The organism is Terrisporobacter glycolicus ATCC 14880 = DSM 1288 (assembly GCF_036812735.1).
In the GTDB taxonomy this organism is placed as follows: Bacteria; Bacillota; Clostridia; order Peptostreptococcales; family Peptostreptococcaceae; genus Terrisporobacter; species Terrisporobacter glycolicus.
The window spans coordinates 423,590-444,079 of sequence record NZ_CP117523.1 but is presented as its reverse complement, the minus strand read 5'-3'; the positions used below and the strand labels follow the sequence as shown (position 1 = coordinate 444,079).

At 27.4% G+C, this 20,490-nt stretch carries 18 protein-coding genes and 1 other RNA gene; 1 reads left to right on the top strand and 18 read right to left on the bottom strand.

Features of this window, described 5'->3' with window-relative positions; genetic code table 11:
* Positions 1–147: 147 nt before the first annotated feature.
* The 12 genes from TEGL_RS02330 to TEGL_RS02275 form a co-directional block, all read right to left on the bottom strand.
* A complete protein-coding gene (locus TEGL_RS02330) occupies positions 148–525 on the bottom strand; it encodes an Imm50 family immunity protein (protein ID WP_018592456.1) in 378 nt (125 codons plus the stop codon).
* 15 nt (positions 526–540) lie between these two features.
* Positions 541–822 carry a hypothetical protein gene (locus TEGL_RS02325; protein WP_018592457.1) on the bottom strand — a complete coding sequence of 94 codons (282 nt, stop codon included), beginning with the start codon at positions 820–822 and terminating at the stop codon, positions 541–543.
* Between the two features lie 184 nt (positions 823–1,006).
* Positions 1,007–1,147, bottom strand: coding sequence for a hypothetical protein (locus tag TEGL_RS02320; RefSeq protein ID WP_018592458.1), 141 nt, complete (start codon positions 1,145–1,147; stop codon positions 1,007–1,009).
* A gap of 988 nt (positions 1,148–2,135) precedes the next feature.
* Positions 2,136–2,654, bottom strand: coding sequence for a hypothetical protein (locus TEGL_RS02315; protein ID WP_018592460.1), 519 nt, complete (start codon positions 2,652–2,654; stop codon positions 2,136–2,138).
* 884 nt (positions 2,655–3,538) lie between these two features.
* Positions 3,539–6,442, bottom strand: a complete 2,904-nt coding sequence (locus tag TEGL_RS02310; protein ID WP_018592461.1) for a hypothetical protein — start codon at positions 6,440–6,442, stop codon at positions 3,539–3,541.
* 3 nt (positions 6,443–6,445) lie between these two features.
* Complete coding sequence (locus TEGL_RS02305) at positions 6,446–7,483, bottom strand: SIR2 family protein (RefSeq protein ID WP_018592462.1); 1,038 nt, start codon at positions 7,481–7,483, stop codon at positions 6,446–6,448.
* A gap of 221 nt (positions 7,484–7,704) precedes the next feature.
* Positions 7,705–10,599 (bottom strand): leucine-rich repeat protein, encoded by a 2,895-nt coding sequence (locus tag TEGL_RS02300; protein ID WP_018592463.1) that lies wholly within the window; start codon positions 10,597–10,599, stop codon positions 7,705–7,707.
* A 528-nt stretch (positions 10,600–11,127) separates the two neighbouring features.
* Positions 11,128–11,477, bottom strand: a transfer-messenger RNA (tmRNA) gene (ssrA, locus tag TEGL_RS02295).
* A 174-nt stretch (positions 11,478–11,651) separates the two neighbouring features.
* A complete protein-coding gene (smpB, locus tag TEGL_RS02290) occupies positions 11,652–12,113 on the bottom strand; it encodes an SsrA-binding protein SmpB (RefSeq protein WP_018592465.1) in 462 nt (153 codons plus the stop codon).
* Positions 12,114–12,201: 88 nt separating this feature from the next.
* Entirely contained in the window at positions 12,202–12,405 is a 204-nt protein-coding gene (locus TEGL_RS02285) for a hypothetical protein (RefSeq protein ID WP_154650666.1), read from the bottom strand.
* On the bottom strand, positions 12,381–12,518 hold the full coding sequence (locus TEGL_RS02280; protein ID WP_018592467.1) for a hypothetical protein: 138 nt from the start codon (positions 12,516–12,518) through the stop codon (positions 12,381–12,383). Before TEGL_RS02280 ends, TEGL_RS02285 begins: the two co-directional genes overlap by 25 nt.
* Before the next feature lie 59 nt (positions 12,519–12,577).
* On the bottom strand, positions 12,578–13,474 hold the full coding sequence (locus TEGL_RS02275; RefSeq protein WP_018592468.1) for a potassium channel family protein: 897 nt from the start codon (positions 13,472–13,474) through the stop codon (positions 12,578–12,580).
* Between the two features lie 164 nt (positions 13,475–13,638).
* Between TEGL_RS02275 and ytaF the strand changes: the two genes are divergently transcribed.
* Positions 13,639–14,289 (top strand): sporulation membrane protein YtaF, encoded by a 651-nt coding sequence (gene ytaF / locus TEGL_RS02270; RefSeq protein ID WP_018592469.1) that lies wholly within the window; start codon positions 13,639–13,641, stop codon positions 14,287–14,289.
* Between the two features lie 61 nt (positions 14,290–14,350).
* Here ytaF and TEGL_RS02265 read toward each other — a convergent pair whose 3' ends face one another.
* The 6 genes from TEGL_RS02265 to TEGL_RS02240 form a co-directional block, all read right to left on the bottom strand.
* Positions 14,351–15,190, bottom strand: a complete 840-nt coding sequence (locus tag TEGL_RS02265; RefSeq protein ID WP_018592470.1) for a class I SAM-dependent methyltransferase — start codon at positions 15,188–15,190, stop codon at positions 14,351–14,353.
* 81 nt (positions 15,191–15,271) lie between these two features.
* Complete coding sequence (locus tag TEGL_RS02260; RefSeq protein ID WP_018592471.1) at positions 15,272–16,861, bottom strand: ABC transporter substrate-binding protein; 1,590 nt, start codon at positions 16,859–16,861, stop codon at positions 15,272–15,274.
* Positions 16,862–16,956: 95 nt separating this feature from the next.
* Positions 16,957–17,715, bottom strand: a complete 759-nt coding sequence (locus tag TEGL_RS02255) for an ABC transporter ATP-binding protein (RefSeq protein WP_018592472.1) — start codon at positions 17,713–17,715, stop codon at positions 16,957–16,959.
* Positions 17,693–18,496, bottom strand: coding sequence for an ABC transporter ATP-binding protein (locus TEGL_RS02250; protein ID WP_018592473.1), 804 nt, complete (start codon positions 18,494–18,496; stop codon positions 17,693–17,695). The genes TEGL_RS02255 and TEGL_RS02250 overlap by 23 nt, the downstream gene beginning before the upstream one ends.
* 18 nt (positions 18,497–18,514) lie before the next feature.
* Complete coding sequence (locus TEGL_RS02245) at positions 18,515–19,426, bottom strand: ABC transporter permease (protein WP_018592474.1); 912 nt, start codon at positions 19,424–19,426, stop codon at positions 18,515–18,517.
* Complete coding sequence (locus TEGL_RS02240; RefSeq protein ID WP_018592475.1) at positions 19,416–20,357, bottom strand: ABC transporter permease; 942 nt, start codon at positions 20,355–20,357, stop codon at positions 19,416–19,418. Before TEGL_RS02240 ends, TEGL_RS02245 begins: the two co-directional genes overlap by 11 nt.
* Positions 20,358–20,490 lie beyond the last annotated feature (133 nt).

The following is a 20,490-nucleotide window of genomic DNA, read 5'->3' as shown; positions in this document are numbered from 1 at the left end:
TTTTCATGGATTTGAACGGTTGAGATGATAGGACACTCTAACATATATTTTTTAGTGATTTTTATTTTTTATCAAACTTAATTGTAATTGTGTGCTAATATTTATCCAACGTATATATAACGAATCTTCCATATTTAATATTTTAATTTAATATCCACATATCGTCTGAATCATTCCAGCTACTGCTCTAATTGTTGCATTAAATTGCCCTGTAATTTTAACATTTATGTAACTATTCTCATCCATAAATATGCTAATGTTTGATTTATCTACATTTGTAGGTTTATAAGACATATTTATTTCGTGTATTCCAAATAAATCTATATTTACTACCACAGTATTATATTTTGATTGAATCCACTTTTGAGGAGGATTATCTGCATATTGGGTCAAATCAAAAAAAATACTAACTTTATCACATTCATCTAAAACATTTATCTGATCTATCCTAATATCAATTAGATCAGGAACTTGATCGTATAATTTAGTAATAAATACATTATTATCTAATAGTTCATACCACATGTTATCACCTCTCTATCATTCGTTATAAGAATAATGTAATTGAGTTCCCTCAATCTTACCAGTACATTTTTTACTTTTATCATTAATAAAATAGTATTCTCTTGTTTTTATAGGTTTGTTATTTTTACCCATTCTTATTTTACTTCCTTCATGCTCAGCTGTTCTCATATAATCTGACTCAATTTTATATGGATTTTTAGATTTAGATATACCTTCATCTTTTTTAGCTTTTCTAAATGCGCCTTTTCTTCTTACTCCTGAATAATCATTATCCACAAGCACACTAACATCAGACACAAAATATGTATGGAAACCTTCAACCTCGAAGTTATATACAGTTATCGCTTAACTATGAACTACTTTATATATCTTCTCAACTGTAGCCTTATTTAGATTCGTTTTTATATATGGGTATAGCTAATAAAACATATCTTTATTTTTCTATATCGTAAATTAAATTATTAAAAAAATCTATTGTTTCCTATAATATATAACCGCATTCATTTGGTTCATCATTTTCTTGTAATCCGTATTTACAAAACACATTTATAACACAATCTATACACTCTTCCAGCAATTCTTTATCTTTCTTTATATTTGCCTTATCGATTTCTGCAAGCATACTTTTATTTTCAATTGCTAAACATATTTTCGTAATGTTAAGAAAATACGTTTACTTATTTATTTTCATAATTACTTCCAATACTTAGAACCTTTCTCATATGTTATAATTATATATTACTTTATAGTCGTATAGTCTTTGTTAGGGTCTATTAGGGTGTTAAAAACTTTACACCTTGTATAATAGTGAGGTTTTGTGAGGTTTTAACCTTAACATTACTTAGCTTTTTAAGTTCAGTTTTTCATGTTTACTATCTTCATAAAGCTCATATTTCTCTTTTCTCCATGCAATTAATTTCATGGCCGAATTTTCGGCTGTGAGTATTTATGCTAACTGTAAGGTGTCAACATTTTTGTGGATACCTAAAGCTTTTATAAGTGATTTTTCATAGATATAAAATTGTTGTACTCATTTTATCCGTTTTGGAAACGCAAAAAACATTCATAATACAACATAAAAAAGTAGAAGCTCTGCTCCTACCATTCTAGTTCGTAATAGATTAAAATAGTAAATCAAATTTGTTCTATAAATTTACTATCTTAATATGTGTTTTACTATTTTAATTAATATATATAATAACAAAGCTATAGTAACAATAACTTGTAATAATAGTTCCCAGTTTATAGTTATTACTGGATTCATCATAACTCCCCCTTTTTATTCTAACTCTATCGCTATACTCATTTTTTTTAAAGCAATGTATACCACATGTATGTCTAATTTTAAGAGTTCTGGCTTTATCCCTTAAATCTATTATTTCAAACTCCTTAATATTTAACTTCATAACACTATACAATTGCGACCTTTCTTATATTATAACACCAACTCAATGCTTGTAATGATTTTTGTCAATCTTTACCTTTTGAACATATTAGTATTACTTTAACACACAAGCTTCCCAAAGATTTTAAAGTATTATAAAATATTAAAAAGCCATTTAAAATAGCTTCTACACTAAAATAAATGGCTTTCATACATATCTTACAAACTAATTTTCAATATAAATAGTAGTTACATAATGTGTTCTTATATCCTTTTCTCGTTCTTTTTTATATGTAGTCTTAAACATTATGTAATGTCCCTTACTCTCTTTAAAATATAATTTATATGATTTTTCATTATCTTTAAACTCTCTTGCAATGTATCCAGCTTCTTTATCTTTACAAGGTATTTCTTTTACATTATCTTTATTTAGTTCCTTAGAAACATAATCTTCTACAAAGCTTTCAATTGACTCTTTTTTGCTAAAGCAGTAGGCTTCTATCGTATCTTTACTATCTTGATCAAGTAGTTTAAATAAAGGTATCGCTGTAAATGAATTTAAATTCATCTCATTTTGGTTAATATTTCCAAACTCATATGCAAGTTTTTCTAATACAGTAAATCCAAAATAATCATTTTTATAAACGCCTTCATCAACATATCCTTGTAAATTATTTGATTTACATCCACTTAAAAAAATCATGATTAATAAAATATAAATATTTATGTATTTTTTAGCTTTCATATTATTATCCTTTTCACTAATTTGTTTGAGATGCTATTGTTAATGCTATATAAGCCCTTGTACTTCATTTTTTAGAATAAACACTATATTTATGAGTAAACTCAACTTGGTAGCTTATACTTTCACCTCCATCTTTACCATATATTTCCCAATTGCACATATTTAAGAATATACTATATGATTCCTAATCACATTTCTATAATTTTTCAAATTATTAAGGATTTGTAATAATGTTATCTTAAATTAAATTTAGATAATAATTAAGTTTAATTTTAATTATATAATTATTTAGTAGTACACCTTCTATAATAACTTTTACTTTTGACATGCATATCTCAATATTTAAGTAGGTCCTTTCAAGCTCATTGAATTGTTATAACATATAACCCACTTATATGATATATATCTTTACTCTAATTTATATAAATACGTTTATATTCTTTAAAATAAATGTTACAATTTTAACACTTAAATCTAATCTTTTTTAACTTGGATAGCTTCTACACTAAAGTAAATAGTTCTCATATATCTCCCTTATAACCTTAAGATATATTATTTCACTAACTTTAAATATTGGCTTCTTTTTTTAATCACAATATGCATTTTTATACATTTTACCAATTTATTTACCATCTTGTAGTGTATCTTTCTGATTGTGTGTTAAAAGACAAAATAAAAGGAACTACCAAACTATAAGGTCTAGTAATTCCAAGTATTCTACGTTTCCACGCTTATGTATTGGTGGAGATGATTTGCAACAATTAAATCCACAATTCTGTTTAGATATTAAATTATATATAACTTTATCCCCTATATATTAACTTTGTAATTTAAATAAAAATTAATATATTTTTTATATCACTAATATATTTTTAACATCAGTTCTATTCTGCTAGAATATTTCGGATATAAATACCTAAAAAAGTATATTGTTTATTTTTATTTAAATAACAATCATAAATATCAATTATAGATTCCTTATCATATTTATTTATATAATCAACTAACTTCTGTATTTCATTTTCCGGATAAATAGGTGTTGATATACATAAAAATGACTTAATTATATTCAACAAATATATATTTTCATCTTCCACTTTCTCCTTCTGAATGTTTAAATAGTTAACTAAATTATACGTATAGAAATCATCTGACATATATGGAAGATTTTTTTCAAGAATTAACTTTATATCATTATTTACATTGTCAAATTTACTTATAAATCCAGTTATTTCTTTCATTATTTTGCTTAAATCTTTATATGTTTTTTCCTCTAATATTTTATTTATATTAACCCAAATATACATTATATTATTAGTATATTCTTCATAAGATATAACTTCTAATAAATTTTCTTGTTTTATCATTTTGCAATGCTTAATAATACTAAGTAAAATATTATCATCTGATTTATTTATCAGTGTGTCTATTAATTCTTTTCCATATTTAAATTTATTAAAATATGAAATAACTATATGTCCTACTAATCCATTTATTATATTTTTGTCACTATAATCAGTATCTATATATTTAACATAATCTGGCCTCATTATCTTAAAGTATTCTTCATAAACATTTGAATTTAATAAATATCCAATTATAAAATACTCTCTATCATTAAAATCATCTACTATTTTTGTTTTAATCCACTCTTCATTAATATAAGTCAATTGAGATATATGGTATCCCATAATTAGATACAAATTTCTAGGACATTTTCTTGATAATTTATTATACAAATCAAACAATTGTACATTTAATATTTTTTCCATATCATTCAGGTCAATTCTTTTTATCTTTAAAGCTAAGGATAATAAAACCATATTATTTAAACATACTAAATTATTTAAAATATAAAATAAGTAATCATCATTATTAATAATTTCACTTTGATATTCTTCATAGTTTATTTTTGTATAGCATATCTCTAAAATATATAAGATAGTATTCAAGATTTCTTTATCAAATTCTATTTTATCATTATTTAAATATCTATCTAAGTATCTAAAAATTCTTTTCAAAATAACCTCATATCCGTATCTATGTTTATCTACATCTGACCAAAATTCTGGTCTTTCAATGTATTTAAAAAATAGTAATATTAGATTTCTACATTTAATATTCTTATTATTTGTTATTAATTCATCAAAGGCGTCTATTATATAAGCCATAAACTCATTAGGAATATCTTTAAATATATCCAAACTTTCATAAAATCTTTCAGGTTCTTGAATTATAGCTTTTTTTATTTCTATGCCAAAACCTCTATATGAGTTTTCTTCATGCACTTCATGGTTTTTAATGGGCCTAAATGATTTCATTTTTTTTACTAGTTCATAATTTGACATTTGCTTTATATCATTACAAGTAATTATTGATACATCCTTAATTACATAAGCTTCTCCAATTGAAATACAAGGTCTTAGCTCAACATCCATGTTAGTTTTTTCCTTTATATTTTTAAGTTTATCATTAAAATATGATATCTTAGATAAAGCCTCATATCTTTTTTGTTTCCAAATATCATTAAATTCTATCCCAAAATTATGATTTATGTACTCACCTTGATCAATTATATCGTCAATTAATTCTATACTCTTTTCATTAATTGATGTTAAGCTATTAAATAAGTATTTTATATCTTCATCAAATATATAAAATCTAATAATATAATTAAATTGATCTTTATTAGATTCTATAATAGTATCAAATAATTTATTATTTTCTTTTACTAAATAGTTAAGTCCATACAAACCTAATTTAATAATAAAATCATATTTATTATTAATCATATAAATAACAGTTTTTTGTATACTGCTGCTATTATAATAATACTTTTCTATTATTTCTTTTATTAAATAAACTATATAATCAAAAGTATCTATGCTATAAATTTCATCAGAATAGATTGATTTTAAGCTTTCTTTAGAAAATAAATCTCCATACAATAATTTAGTAACCTTATCTACATCTTGATCATTATTGTATTGTTTAAATGATTTAATCCCTACATTTATTTTTTCCAAATCACTACTTTTATTTATGAATTCATGACTTAATACTACGTTATCATTTATTTCTATTGTATAATATTTTGCATCTGCTTTTATTTGTATTCTATCATCCTCGATATTCCTTGATGATTGCTCTACAAGTAAATATGATTCTATTACTTCAATAAAATTCTTAATTAATTCTTCTGAATAGTTTTTATACAATATTTCTATATACTCATTCATTCCATACATTAAATAATCAGCTCTCATATTATTAAATAACATGTAATTAATGACTATTTTTAAAGAACATATACTTTTTTCAAACTCTTCTTTATTAATTAATTTACATATAAAATTTAATATGTTCGGTATTATATTTATACTACTAGTAAGTAAATTATTTAGTATTTCTTCTAAATACTGATTATCATATAGATTTACCGGTATTAGATAAAGTATTTCTAAGCTTTGTTGCAATACTTTATAATTATTAGTTTTGTTAGATATATTTTTTAATAAAGATTTAATTTCATAAATTACATCTGGCTGCGTATTATTTTCTTCATATGTCAAAATGCTTTTAATGTATTCTAATAAATACCACTTTTCTAAATATTCATTATCTTTTGCAGTTGGTATATTACTTATATCAAAGAATCCTTTTCCCTTTAAAAGGTTAAACCACTTAATATCTTTTTTTTCTATTATTTTCTCAAAAAAATATGGTTCAAAATCTTTATTCTCTTTTGCCCTTTTTACTATCTTTTGATCCTTTTCACTTATTTCCATATTCTATATATCCTCCAATAATTCTAAATCAACTTTTAATCTCCCTTTTCTATTTTCCTTCCAATAATTTAATTTTGATAAAAACCTCTCAATCTCCTTATCATAACCTTCTTCTGTGATATCATATGGTAATATAGTAACCCCATAATTATCAGAATAATATTGAGATAGTATATCTATATATCCATAGTCACTTGCATAACCTCCTAATAACATAAACCTGCTATTTGCATTATTAGGATTATTTTCTAGTGTATTTTCGAACATATATTGAAGTATTTCTATTTCTTCTAGCCCATAACCAATAAATAAAATCGTATATTTCCCATTAAATACATTTTTTAAAAACTCAGAATATATTCTATGATTTGGATTTTCACTATATGATGAAATATTATATCCATATCTATTTATATAATCTTCATTAGATATAACCATACTTTCCAAATTATTTTTACTTCCATGTATATGTATCACGTTTCCAGATTTCATTATTTTATCATATACAAATTCATTTACATCATAATAAACTCTCTTCTCATCTTTAAATATCTCTACACTATTATCAAAATTAATCCCAATGTTTACTTCATTCTTTTTTATATTTTTTGACATTAAGTCTAGCGCATTATCGTAATTTGTTGTTATATATATAGCATTTAAATTGTATAACATCTTATATATTTGAGAATTAACTAGTTTTTCTTCTTTTATATCAAACCATGATTTAACTATCTCTTCATCTATATTAGAATTCTTAGCCATAAATCTACATAAAGATAAAATTTTCTTTTTATCTGGTATCTTTTTCAAATCATTTTCTGTTTTATAATTTATATTATTACTAGTTTTAACTAATTCAACATATTTTGATGCAAATTGTGTCCATCCTGGAATGTCTAAATGTATAGATAAACCTGAACCAATAAAAAGTACTAATTCATTATGATATGAAGATTTTACTATTGGATGACTCTCATTTATTTGTAAATTAATACAATTCCTAACATCGTCTGAACTCTTAAATCTTAAGTTACTCAATTTATTCCCCCCGATAATATTAAATAAATAATCAATTATATTATAAATCCAACTTTTTCATTGTACAATAAAAACCGTATTGATATTACTTATCAATACGGTTTTGTGTATTTGAATGGTGGAGATGAATGGCTACAAATCATACCCACAATTTTTTGCATCATCCTATACAAATTTTCCACAATGGTCATCTAGGAATGAAGTCTTTGTTTATACTATCTTTATTTAACTTTAATAGATTTCACACTGCTGTAAGAACTATATACCTTCTTACCACTTAAAACTCTATAAGCTCTTATCTTATAGTAATATGTTTTTTGGCTAGTTAACTTACTATTTGTATAAGATACTGTATTTCCACTAGTAATAGTCTTTAACTTTGAGTAAGTTCCACTTTTACTTGTAGCTCTATAAATTTCATATCCACTTGCTCCTGATATTTTATTCCACTTAATATAAGCTTTTTTAGTTGCTGTACTAAGTGTTATGCTAGGTTTTGAAAGTGATGGTTTTACTGATACTACACTTGAATAGCTACTATATACTTTCTTGCCATTTACTGTTCTATACGCTCTTACTTTATAGTAATATGTTTTTCCTGTTGTAAGTGATTTATTTGTATAACTTAGTGTACTTCCACTTGTTATTGTTTTTACCTTTGAATAAGTTCCACTTTTACTTGTTGCTCTGTATACTTCATATCCACTTGCTCCTGATATTTTATTCCAAGTAACTTTATTACTACTATATGTTGATGATGCTACCTTTGTTGTTGGTTTAGAAAGTGATGGTTTTGCTGATACTATACTTGAATAGCTGCTATATACTTTCTTTCCATTTACTGTTCTATACGCTCTTACTTTATAGTAATATGTTTTTCCTGTTGTTAATCCTGTATTTGCATAACTTAATGTACTTCCTGAAGTTATTGTCTTTTTAAGTGTATATGTTCCACTTTTGCTTGTTGCTACATATACTTCATATCCACTTGCTCCTGATATTTTATTCCAAGTAACTTTATTGCTACTATAAGTTGATGGTGTTGATTTTGCTGTAGGTTTAGAAAGTGATGGTTTTGCTGATACTATTTCTGAATAATCACCAAATACTTTTTCATTTTCTATAATTGAATACGCCCTTACTTTATAGTAGTATGATTTTCCTGTTATAAGTGATGTGTTTGTATAGCTTAATGTATCTCCTGACTCTACTGTTTTTATCAGTGAGTATGTTCCATTTTTACTTGTTGCTCTGTAAACTTCATATCCACTTGCTCCTGATACACTACTCCATGTTACTTTATTACTGCTATATGATGATGATGATGCTTTTACATTTGTTACAGTTTTAGGAATTATTTTAAAAGTTATTTTTCTATAACCTGAATAATGACCAATTCCTTCAACTGTAATTGTTGCTTCTCCTACATTTATATTATTAGTATATGATAATTTGTAATCTGTTCCATTTTGTAATGTTTTATTCCCTTGATTTAAAATCACTTCTGGTTTTATTTGTTTACCTGTATACAGTTGATTTTTTATAGTCTTAACCGTAACATCTGAACTTGAAATATCTGTGGCATCTAAAGCCTTAAATAATATAGAGCATCGTTCTGCATAATACTCAGCATAGGATCCAATATATGCATATATAGTTAAACTATCACATCCCATAAATACACAATTATTTATATTTGCTACATATCCTATATTTGTTACACTTCTTGGTATTTTTATACTTGTTAAACTACTACAGTAAACAAATGCATTAACTCCTATACTTTCTACTCCTTCTGGAATTTCTATACTTGTTAATCTACTACAATAACTAAATGCATCGTCTTCTATATTTGTCACTCCTTTTGGTATTTCTACACTTGTTTTTCCTTTTGGAACTAAAAGAAGTTTTTTCCCACTTTTTGAATATAGAATACCATCTATTGATTTATATACTTGATTGTTTTCATCTACATTTATAGATAATAGGTTATTACACTCACTAAATATTTCATTTCCTATACTTATTACACTATATGAAATTTCTACACTTTTTAAACTACTACATCCACTAAATGCATAATATCCTATACTTGTTACGCCTTCTGGTATTTCTACACTTTTTAAACTACTACATCCACTAAATGCAGATTCTCCTATACTTGTTACTCCTTTTGGAATTTCTACACTTGTTAAACTACTACATTCACTAAATGCATAATCTGCTATGCTTGTTACTCCTTGTGCTATAGTAACATTTGTTTTTCTCTGTGGAACTACAATAAGTTCTTTTCCATTTTTTGAATATAAAATACCATCTATTGATTTATATACTTGATTGTTTTCATCTACATTTATAGATAATAGGTTATCACACTCACTAAATAGCACATCTCCTTTTATACTTGTTACCCCTTGTGGGATTTTTATATTTGTTAAACTACTGCATCTATAAAATGAAGAGCTATCTATACTTGTTACACTGTCTGGAATTTCTATACTCGTTAAACTACTACATCTGTCAAATATACACGCTCCTATAATTGTTACTCCTTCTGGAATTTCTATACTTGTTAAACTACTACACCCACTAAACGCATAGTCTTCTATATTTGTTACTCCTTTCGGAATTTCTACACTTGTTAAACTACTACATTCATAAAATGCAAATGTTGATATACTGGTTACTCCTTTTGGAATTTTTATACTTGTTAAACTACTACATTCCCTAAATGCAGATTCTCCTATACTTGTTACACTGTCTGGAATTTCTACACTTGTTAAACTACTACACCCTCTAAATGCACCATTTTCTATCGCTACAACTTTTATACCATTAATTTCACTAGGTATGCTAATACTTGTATCTCTACCTAAATAGCCTTTTATGGTAATTCCAGAATCCGAAAAACCATAACTATAATCTTCATAAGAAGTTAAATTTCTATATTGTGATAATGATGACAATTTATTTAATTTTATTGAGTTATTATTATCACTACTTTGTTCTGATATGATTTTTTCATTAGTTTCGTCTGCAAACGAAATGCAAGCAAAGTTTAAATTGCTCATAACTAAAGATATTGCTAAAGATAATGAAACAATTTTTTTATTCATCTTGATTTCCCCCTTTTATAAAAATATACATTTTGTTTTTAATAAACTACTTTTTATTTGAACTTTTAGTTAAAATTATACTCTCACCTCACTTTAGCATAGTTATATTTAATATGAACTGATTAAATCTTCATTAATTTAATTGCACTATAGGAACTATATACCTTACTTCTATTTTCAATTGCATATAGACAATGTCAATGAAACACTGATTTATATAAAAAGTAATTATTAAAAAAGTTAATAATTTATCTCTCTGGCTTATGATAATAATCATTGCATACTTTTGAAAAATTCATTAAATATAATAGTTCCTTTGTCTCATGTTCCGCACCACTAACAGTTGTTTTTTCTTATTATTGTATCTTATACTCCAATATTGCCCTCCTATTATTACAAAGCTATATTAAATTAAATTTGCTTTTGTAATATTCTACATAGTTATATCACATACCTCTGATGAATATAATAAAAAAACTACTAAGCCATAAACTTAGTAGTTCCTTATCCCCTTCTCGAGGGTTTGAATGGTGGAGATGAGGGGAGTCGAACCCCTGTCCGTAAGCTTTTTCCTCGTTGCGTCTACGTGCGTAGTCAGCTGTTTTAGTATCTCGCCTCAGCTAGCGTCCAGTGACAAACTCTAGCTTTGGCCAGTCCCAATTAATCCACTAATAGTCGAGACACCCTAATAGTAGTTCCCTGCATAAATGATGTCCAGGCCTAGCCGGCAGGAGGGCTCAGGCGGGACAAGCAGCATTAAGCTGCTAAAGCGTAATTATCGTTTGCGTTTGTTTTAAGTTCCCCAGTTTTTACGTGACCCAGAGTAACACGACACGCTGCCCCAAGTTCCGAACCCACGTCGAAACCTTTACACCCCCATAGGAGTTTAAAGTCATTGAGACTGCTCAATTTGCAAACTTTCACCAATTCAATATTTAATTTTATATAAAGGGGTACACAAAACTGTTACGCCCTTATTAACTTGCTATACTGTATATATAATATATATCTTTTTAAGATAAAAATCAACTAGAATTAATTTACTAATTTTCTTAGTATTTACCAGTCATTTCTCTTTCTATTCTTCTTTGTGCATCTTTCTTAGCAAGGTCTTGACGTTTGTCGTAAAGTTTTTTACCTTTTGCTAAACCTAGCTCAAGTTTTACCTTACCATTTTTCAGATACATTCTCATAGGAACTAAAGAGTAACCTTTTATAGTAGTAGCCCCTATTAGCTTTCTGATTTCATATTTATGAAGTAATAATTTTCTAACTCTAAGAGGATCTGCTTTGTAAAAAGAGTTCCCTTGGTCGTATGGACTTATATGAACTTGTTTTAGAAAAACTTCAGAGTTATCTACAGATGCGAAGCCTTCTTTTAAGTTAACTTTCCCTGCTCTGATTGATTTAACTTCTGTTCCTTTTAATTCTATTCCACATTCGTAAGTGTCTTCTATGAAATATTCATGTCTAGCTTTTTTGTTTGTAGCTAATGTTTTTTCTCCTACTGCCATACTCTCACCTTCTTTATTATTATTTCATTTTAATAAGCATTAGTATATCATATGATGAAAAAAATCTCAAGATTATTGCTAATTCTTTCTATTTATCACATTTTGTGTAATAAAAAGATAGAACAAATATTAATATTTGCAATGAATAGATAACTAATCTTTCTGTTAGTCCTAGTATATTCAGTCCTATTTTCATGGAAATTGGATTCATAATTCCACATAACGTTATTATTATTGCCATTATTAAAATAAAATTACCCAGTTCTTTCATTTTCTCTTGTGTAAGAGCCACAATATATTCCCCAGTATAATATGAGCCATATAAAATACAACACCAACCATGCCCAGTGGCATAAGATATTTTTCTATCTTATCCTTAATGCTCAGGCTTTTATTATCTTCCATGAAAAATCCCCCTTTTTCATAAATAACACTTCTTTTGTAGAAGTTGTCTTATATAAAATCTATTCTTCGTTTTTATAAGACATTACTGAAGATAAAAATATTGTAAGACATAGTATACTTGTTATTGAAATAATTACTGCCATTAGTTTCGCTCCAGTTGAAACAGGACTTATGTCTCCATAACCTATTGTGGCAAAGGTAATTATTGTGTAGTAAAATAAATCAAAATAACTTGGGTTGTTGCTATAAGCTCCCACACTGCTGTTACTAACAAAACATACAGCCAGTCCCAAACTTAAAATCACCATAATCAAAATTATGCCTGAAATTGTGGTAATATTTCTATGACGTTCATTCTCATCTATATAGTCCTCTTCTGTGTGATGTTCATGATATTTTATAATTTTAGGACTTCTTATTATGTTTAGTAAAACTTTTAGTGTTAATAAATAACTTATTCCTACTCCAACCAATCCTATTTTATAGTTTTCGCCAAATTGCTCGGGAAATATTATTAAAATTGTCATATACATACTTATTATGAAATAGCTTATTAATAAATCTGTTTTTGTGTTTTTATCTTCAATTTTATATAGATATTTGTATACTCTTGAAATAGATAATAGCAAGTACCCTACAACAAAATACATAAATAGAAAAGTCATGACTATAGATAAGATTTTTAAAATAATATTGTAGCTATTGCCCACATCTTCAGGTAGTAATCTAAAAACGCCTATTAATATCGCAAATATTAAAAATCCTTGTGACAATAATATGGTTATTGATTGACCAATTTTGAATGTTGAGCTTCTTTCTTTAAATAATGCTTTATATTGATTGTTTATATCCTTAATTAGTTTCTTTCCACTTTGAAACTGTTTTTGACTTATTCTTTTGTAAGTTACAACTATTATTGCTAATAAAGTAATAAGTAAAAAAGCTATTCTGACCATTTCTTCCTCCATTAAACATCTGTGATGATAGTGTTCATTTATATTTCTATCTTAAATTGTAACATAAGTTCTCCTTTTACAATATATTGTTAATACAAAGCAATCATTTGCCTTTGACAGGATTACTTTGTAATTTTCTAATATATAAAAATAGGGGGTCATCTATGTTTCATGCACTAAATTCCTTATCCACACTAGATGCAATTTTGCTTGTTTCTGCCCTTTCAATGGACGCATTTGTAGCAAGTTTTGCTTATGGAACAAGTAAAATAAAAATTCCCTTTAAATCAGCTATGACAATTAACTTAGTCTGCTCTACTATTTTGGCTATTTCCCTTTTTATGGGTAGTATTATAAGCAAGTATATTCCTAGCGCTTTTACCACTAGTATATGTGTTACAGTGCTATTAATGTTAGGCATGGCTAAATTATTTGATAGTACTTTGAAAGCTATTCTAATTAAAAGTGGCACTCTAAGTCGGGATTTATCATTTAAACTATTTGATTTTAAGTTTTTTCTTAGAGTTTGTTTAGATGGCACAGAGGCAGACGTGGATCATTCTTATGAACTTTCTCCTAAGGAGTCTTTCTCTTTGGCAGTGGCTCTTTCTCTTGATGGTCTGGCAGCTGGTTTTAGTACAGGGCTTATGGTAACAAATTATGTTGAAATTATATTGTTTTCACTTGTAATAAATATGGTTGCTGTATTACTTGGTTGCTTTTTAGGTAACAAAATTGCACAGAAAAGTGAACTTAATCTTTCATGGTTAAGCGGAGTAACTCTTATTTTGCTAGCTTTTTTAAAATTAAAATAAAATTTATATGACACCCCAGTTGTTCAACAAAACTTCTAACAATTGGGGTGTTTTAATTTACTTATTTATATATAGCTCGCCATAATATAACGCCCAAATTATTTTCACTTTTATCTATAAACAAATTCCCTTCCATATGAGATTTTACAAAGTATTTAATTTTTTCCTCTACATTATAATTGATTTCTATTAAATCCTTATATCTATTTATTAACTTGCTAACTCCTTTTTCATAAGTATTTCTGCCTTCCCAATTGCAAGGAATATAAAATACGATTGGATTATATCCACTAAAATATAATATATTAAAAGGATAAATTATATTACTAATGTCACACCCTTTAATCCTTTCTCCTAAAATTTCATCATCAGCTTTGTTTAGAAGTTTATTTTGTCCTTTTCCATCTGTACCTATATAACAACATACTCCTTTAGATGCTTCATTTATCTTCATTAAACTAGAAGGATTATAGCAAGCTGGATTAAGGCTAGAAATTACAAAATCATATTTTTTGTCCATACCTTCTGCTTTTAAATCTAAGTTATTCCAATCATTTTTTATTACTTTTATATTTTTAATATTATTTTCAGATATTTTTGCTTTTAGAATATTTAGCATACCATCAGAATAATCCATAGCATGAACTTCTTTGCATATTTTACTTAATTCCATAGAATAAGCTCCCGTTCCACATCCTAAATCAAGAACTATACTATCTTCATTTATGTAATCTTCCTTTAATTTATAAATAATATTAATTCTACTATTGCTAACAGTTTCATCATAAGTTTTTGAACTTTCATCCCAAACTGCTATAGTTTCTTCTGTTGTTTTTTTATTTAAAATATAGTCCCTACCAACTTCTGTCCATTTATTTTTCCAATATTTTAAGTCATCCATATGAATTTCCCCTCCAATATAATTTTTTCAATAGTAAAAAGGAGTTGGGCATAACAACTTATGCCCCAACTCCTTAAAACATTATTTTTCAATATCTACTACAGATAGATCTGACCAGAATAGCAAATTCAAGTTAAAATCTTTAACTTTTTTATTCACTGCGTATAAAGTAACATCTTCCCAAAGAGGAATAGTAGGTCCTTCTTTTCTTGCTATATCTTGTAACTCTTGATAATCCTTAACTCTTTTTTTATCATCTGTTTCAGTAGCTGCCTTAGCTATAAGTTCATCAGTTTTGCTATTTTTATATCCATAGCTTCTACTTACATTTATAGCTCCATCAGATTTCATATGTGGCTCAAAATAGAAAGATGGCTCTCCAGTTGAAATTGTATAAGGTGCTAAAGTCATATCATAATCACCAGTTTTTAATCTTTCAGACCATACTGCTGCATCTACTACCTCTATATTAGATTTTATATTTATTTTTTCAAGTTGAGACTGAATTAACATAGCAACATTTTCATAAGGCCAACGACCAGTTAAAGCAGAGCTTATTATAATATCTATAGTTTCTTTTTTATCACCAATAGATTTTTCTTTTAATTCTTTAGCTTTGTCTAAGTTATACTCATATCCACAATCTCTTGAGTATTTTTTACTAACAGAAGTTATAACACTTTTTGCTTCTTTTCCATATCCTTGTAATAAATCATTTACAATTGACTCTGAACTTACTGCATAACTTACTGCTTGTGCTAAGTCATTATTACTAAATAACTTGCCTTTGCTTTTATTTAAATTCATATAATGAGTAGTAGTAACTAATTGCTCTTTTAGTTCTAATTTATCATCTGACTTAACTTTATCAGCTTGCTGTGGCATAATCGCCCCTACATCTGCTACTGCATCAATTTCACCAGTTTGAAGTGCTGATAATCTAGTTGAAGTATCTTCTATTTTTTTGAAAACTACTTCATCGAGCTTAGCTTCACCGTTTCTATAGTCAGCAAATTTTTCTAAAATTAAAACGTCACTAGTTTCATCATAATCTTTTAATTTAAAAGGACCTGTCCCATAAGGCTTTACAATTTGTCCATCATCATTAAATGACTCTAAACTAAACATAGCTCCAGCAGCATATGAAAGTCTCGCCATAAAGTCTACTGTTGGTTTTTTATGAGTTACTTTAACCGTGTAATCATCTACTAATTCTATACTTTTAATTTTTCCATAATCATCTATATTTTCAGTTTTTTTATCATACTTTTTATCAACATCACTAAAATGATATAGCCTATCCAAATTATATTTTACAGCTTTTGCATTAAGTTCAGTTCCATCATGAAACTTAATCCCATTTTTGACTTTAATAGTCCAGCTCATATAGTCTTCAGATGGTTCAATAGATTCAGCTAAGTCACAAGCTGGTGTCATGTCATCTTGAAGTTTAACTAAACTCTCCCACACATTAGTAGATCCATGGACAAAAATATCTGTTCCTTCCCCTTGATAGAAACTTCTACCTGTTGCTATTGTTAGTACCTTTGGCTTATCACTTCCTACACTAGAAGTATCATTATCTTTGCCTGATGAATTAGAGCACCCACTTAACAGGCCTACTGATAAAATTGCTACCATCATCATAGATGATAATTTTTTAAATTTCATAACCTCTTCCCCTTTTTAAATAATATTTTGTATAAAACTACATATAATACAACAAATTTATTCTTAATTATATATAGTCAATCCACTTTTATAATCTACATTATATGTAGTAGCTTTCTTGTATAAGGATGTTTTGCATTTTCTATATCATCCTTTTGTAAAACTTCTACAATCTTTCCATTTTCCATAATAGCCACCCTATCACAGAATTTTTTTATAATATCTATATCATGGGATACTACAAGATAAGTCATAGAAAACATCATTTTTAAATCTTTAAGCAATTCCAAAATCCTGTTTAAAGTTATAGTATCTAAATTGGATGTAGACTCGTCTAAAATAATAAATTTTGGATTTAAAGCAAGACTTCTAGCAATAGAAATCCGTTGTCTTTGACCTCCACTAAACTCATGTGGGTATTTTTTCAAACTATTTTCGTCTAAACCAACTAATTCTGCTAACTCCTTTATCCTATGTGAGCTTTCCAAATTATAATTTTTCAATGGTTCATTTAAAATATCATAAATCTTCATCTTCGGATTTAAGGACGACTTACTATCCTGAAACACTGCTTGCAGGTTTTTTCTAATAGGCCTCATATCTTTTTCCTTCATATTAGTTATATCCACATTATCAAAGATAATATTTCCCCTATCACACTTATCAAGACCTAGTATTAAGTTGCAAATAGTACTCTTTCCACAACCACTTTCTCCAACTAATCCAAAAATTTCTTCCTTTTTTATGTTAATATTTATTCCTGCTAATACTTCTTTTTTATGAATTTTGAATCTGTCATGTTTTTCATAGCTCTTATATAAATTTTCAATTTTAACAAGATACTCTTTTTTCATAGCTTCCTTTGCTTATCCTTTCATTTTGTAATAGTAATTTAGTATACTCATGATTAGGATTTTGAAAAATATCCTTAGTATATCCTTGCTCCACAACTACTCCATCCTTCATGACTAAAATCTCATCACACATATCATAAACTTCACTTAAGTTGTGAGAAATAATTACTACAGATAGATCCTTCAAATTTTTTATTTCATTTAATATCTCTCTTCTATTAATAGCATCAATAGAGGAAGTAGGTTCGTCGGCGATTAATACCCTTGGATTGTTTATTAAAGCCATTGCTATCATAACCCTTTGCGCCATACCTCCACTTAATTCAAAGGGGTAACTATTTAGTATCTTATCAATATCCTTTAAATTAACATCTTCTAGTCTGCTTACAATAAGATTATCGGTTTTGACTTTCCCATTTATTTTTCTATATTTATAAAGCAAATCATAAAACTGATTTTTGATTCTTCTGATAGGATTTAATGCTTGCATAGGCTCCTGAAATATCATTGATATTTGATTTCCTCTAATATTTTCCATTTCTTTTTCACTAATATTTAAAATATTAACTCCATCCAATAAAATTTCTCCCTGGGTATATATATTTTTGGGAAGTATATTTAAAATACATTTGGCTATAGTACTCTTTCCACAACCACTCTCACCTATAATTCCTATTGCCTTTGACTGCTCCAGTTTAAAATTAATGTCAGATATACTATAATTAACACCTTTTACACTAATATAATCAATATTTAAATTTCTTACTTCTAAAATAGCCATGGCTATAACCTCCTTAATTTAATAGGTATCGCCATCATACCTATCTCTTAAGCTATCTCCAATTAAGTTGAAAGAGGCCACCGTTAAGAAAATCATAATAATTGGATAAACTATCATATTAGGCGCATAGTCAATATACTCTCTAGCCTCATTAATCATTACTCCCCACTCAGGAGTAGGATGTTGAGCCCCTAGACCAATAAAAGATAGGGTTGCTAGTCTAAGTATAGTTGAACCAATATCCGTCACCATAATAGTTAAAATAGTAGAAAATATATTTGGAATAATATGATACCTTATAATATTAAAATGACTTGTACCACAAACTTTTGCTGCCTTTATAAAACTGGATTCTCTAATAGAAAGTACTAAATTTCTACTTACTCTAGCATATTTGGCCCAAGAAACAAAGGAAATAGCCACCATTACATTTACAATGGAAGGCCCTAAAAAACCTACAATAACAATAGCTAAAAGTATACCTGGAAATGCTAAAGTTATCTCACAAATCCCCATAAAAAAACTATCTACTATTTTTGGTGATAGAGCTGATAAAATTCCAATAAAGGTTCCAATAGTTACAGTTAAGGACAAAGACAACAATGCAATAAATATAGAAGTTCTTCCTCCATATAAAATTCTAGACAAAATACATCTTCCCATCTGATCAGTTCCTAAAGGATATTCATTAGTGGAAGTCAAAAAAGCTTTTCCTAAATCCACTTTAAGTGGATCATTAGGAGATATAAACGGAGCGCCTACACAAACAATCACAATAAGAGTGACAAGAGCTATCCCTACCATCAATAGCATATTTTTAAATCTATGCTGATTTCTTAACTTATTTATCTTAGACAGCTTATGAGAATTAACTTTTATATTATCCAGGTTATCTTCATTTTTATTCGAAAGGTATTTCCTATTTTCCATAAGAATCTCCTTTCATTTTAGGATTTAAATTATAACAAATCATATCCACTAACATATTTATGACCACATAAATAACCGCCATCAAAATTGCATATGCCTGAATAACCGCGTAATCTCTATTATAAATAGACTGAATCATAAAATTTCCAAGCCCTGGCCATCCAAATAAGTTCTCAATTATAGTAGATCCTCCAAGTAATGTTCCTATATAAAGGCCTACATTGGTTACAATAGCAATCATAGAATTCAAAATAATATTATTTATAACTACACTAGTTTTTTTTGCTCCAAGGACAACTGCAGTTTGCACATAATCCTTTTCCATGTTTTTCAGTAGCTCATTTCTAATAAGTCTAATTAGTCCTCCACTCATAGAAATTCCCAAAGTAAGAGATGGCAGGACTAAGCTCTTTAGTCCGTCTCTACCCATAACTGGAAACAACTTCATTCTAACTCCTAATACTAAAATAAGGATTATTCCTACACAAAATGTGGGAAAAGATATATTTACTGTATTAAGGAATTTAATAATTCTATCTGGAATTCTATCTTCAAATAAAGCTGATAATATTCCTAGAGGAAATGATATAAGAAGCATAATTATAGTAGAAACTAAAGTAAGTTCTATAGTAGGAACAATTCTTCTTGAAATTTCATAAGTAACTTTCTGACCTGACTTAATACATGTTCCAAAATCCCCCTTCAAAATTCCACTTAGCCATATAAAATACTGCTGTGGAATGCTTTTATTTAAACCCATCTTCTCTCTTGCATCGTCAGTAACTTCCTCAGTTAAAGGCTTATCAATATCTGCCAAAATACTTTGCACTGGATCACCAGGAGCTAACCTCCCTAGGGAGAATGTTAGTATTGATACACCTATAAGTATTAAAATCATATATCTTAATTTCTTTATAAAAAATTTAATCATTCCAACCCCCCAAATTTGCACAAAAAAAGATCAGAAAGCAAAGCCTTCTGACCTTTTTAATATCTTCAGATATTAATTTTACTTGTTTATCTTTATTAATAATTGTAGCATTGGTATTTTTTATCGTCAATAA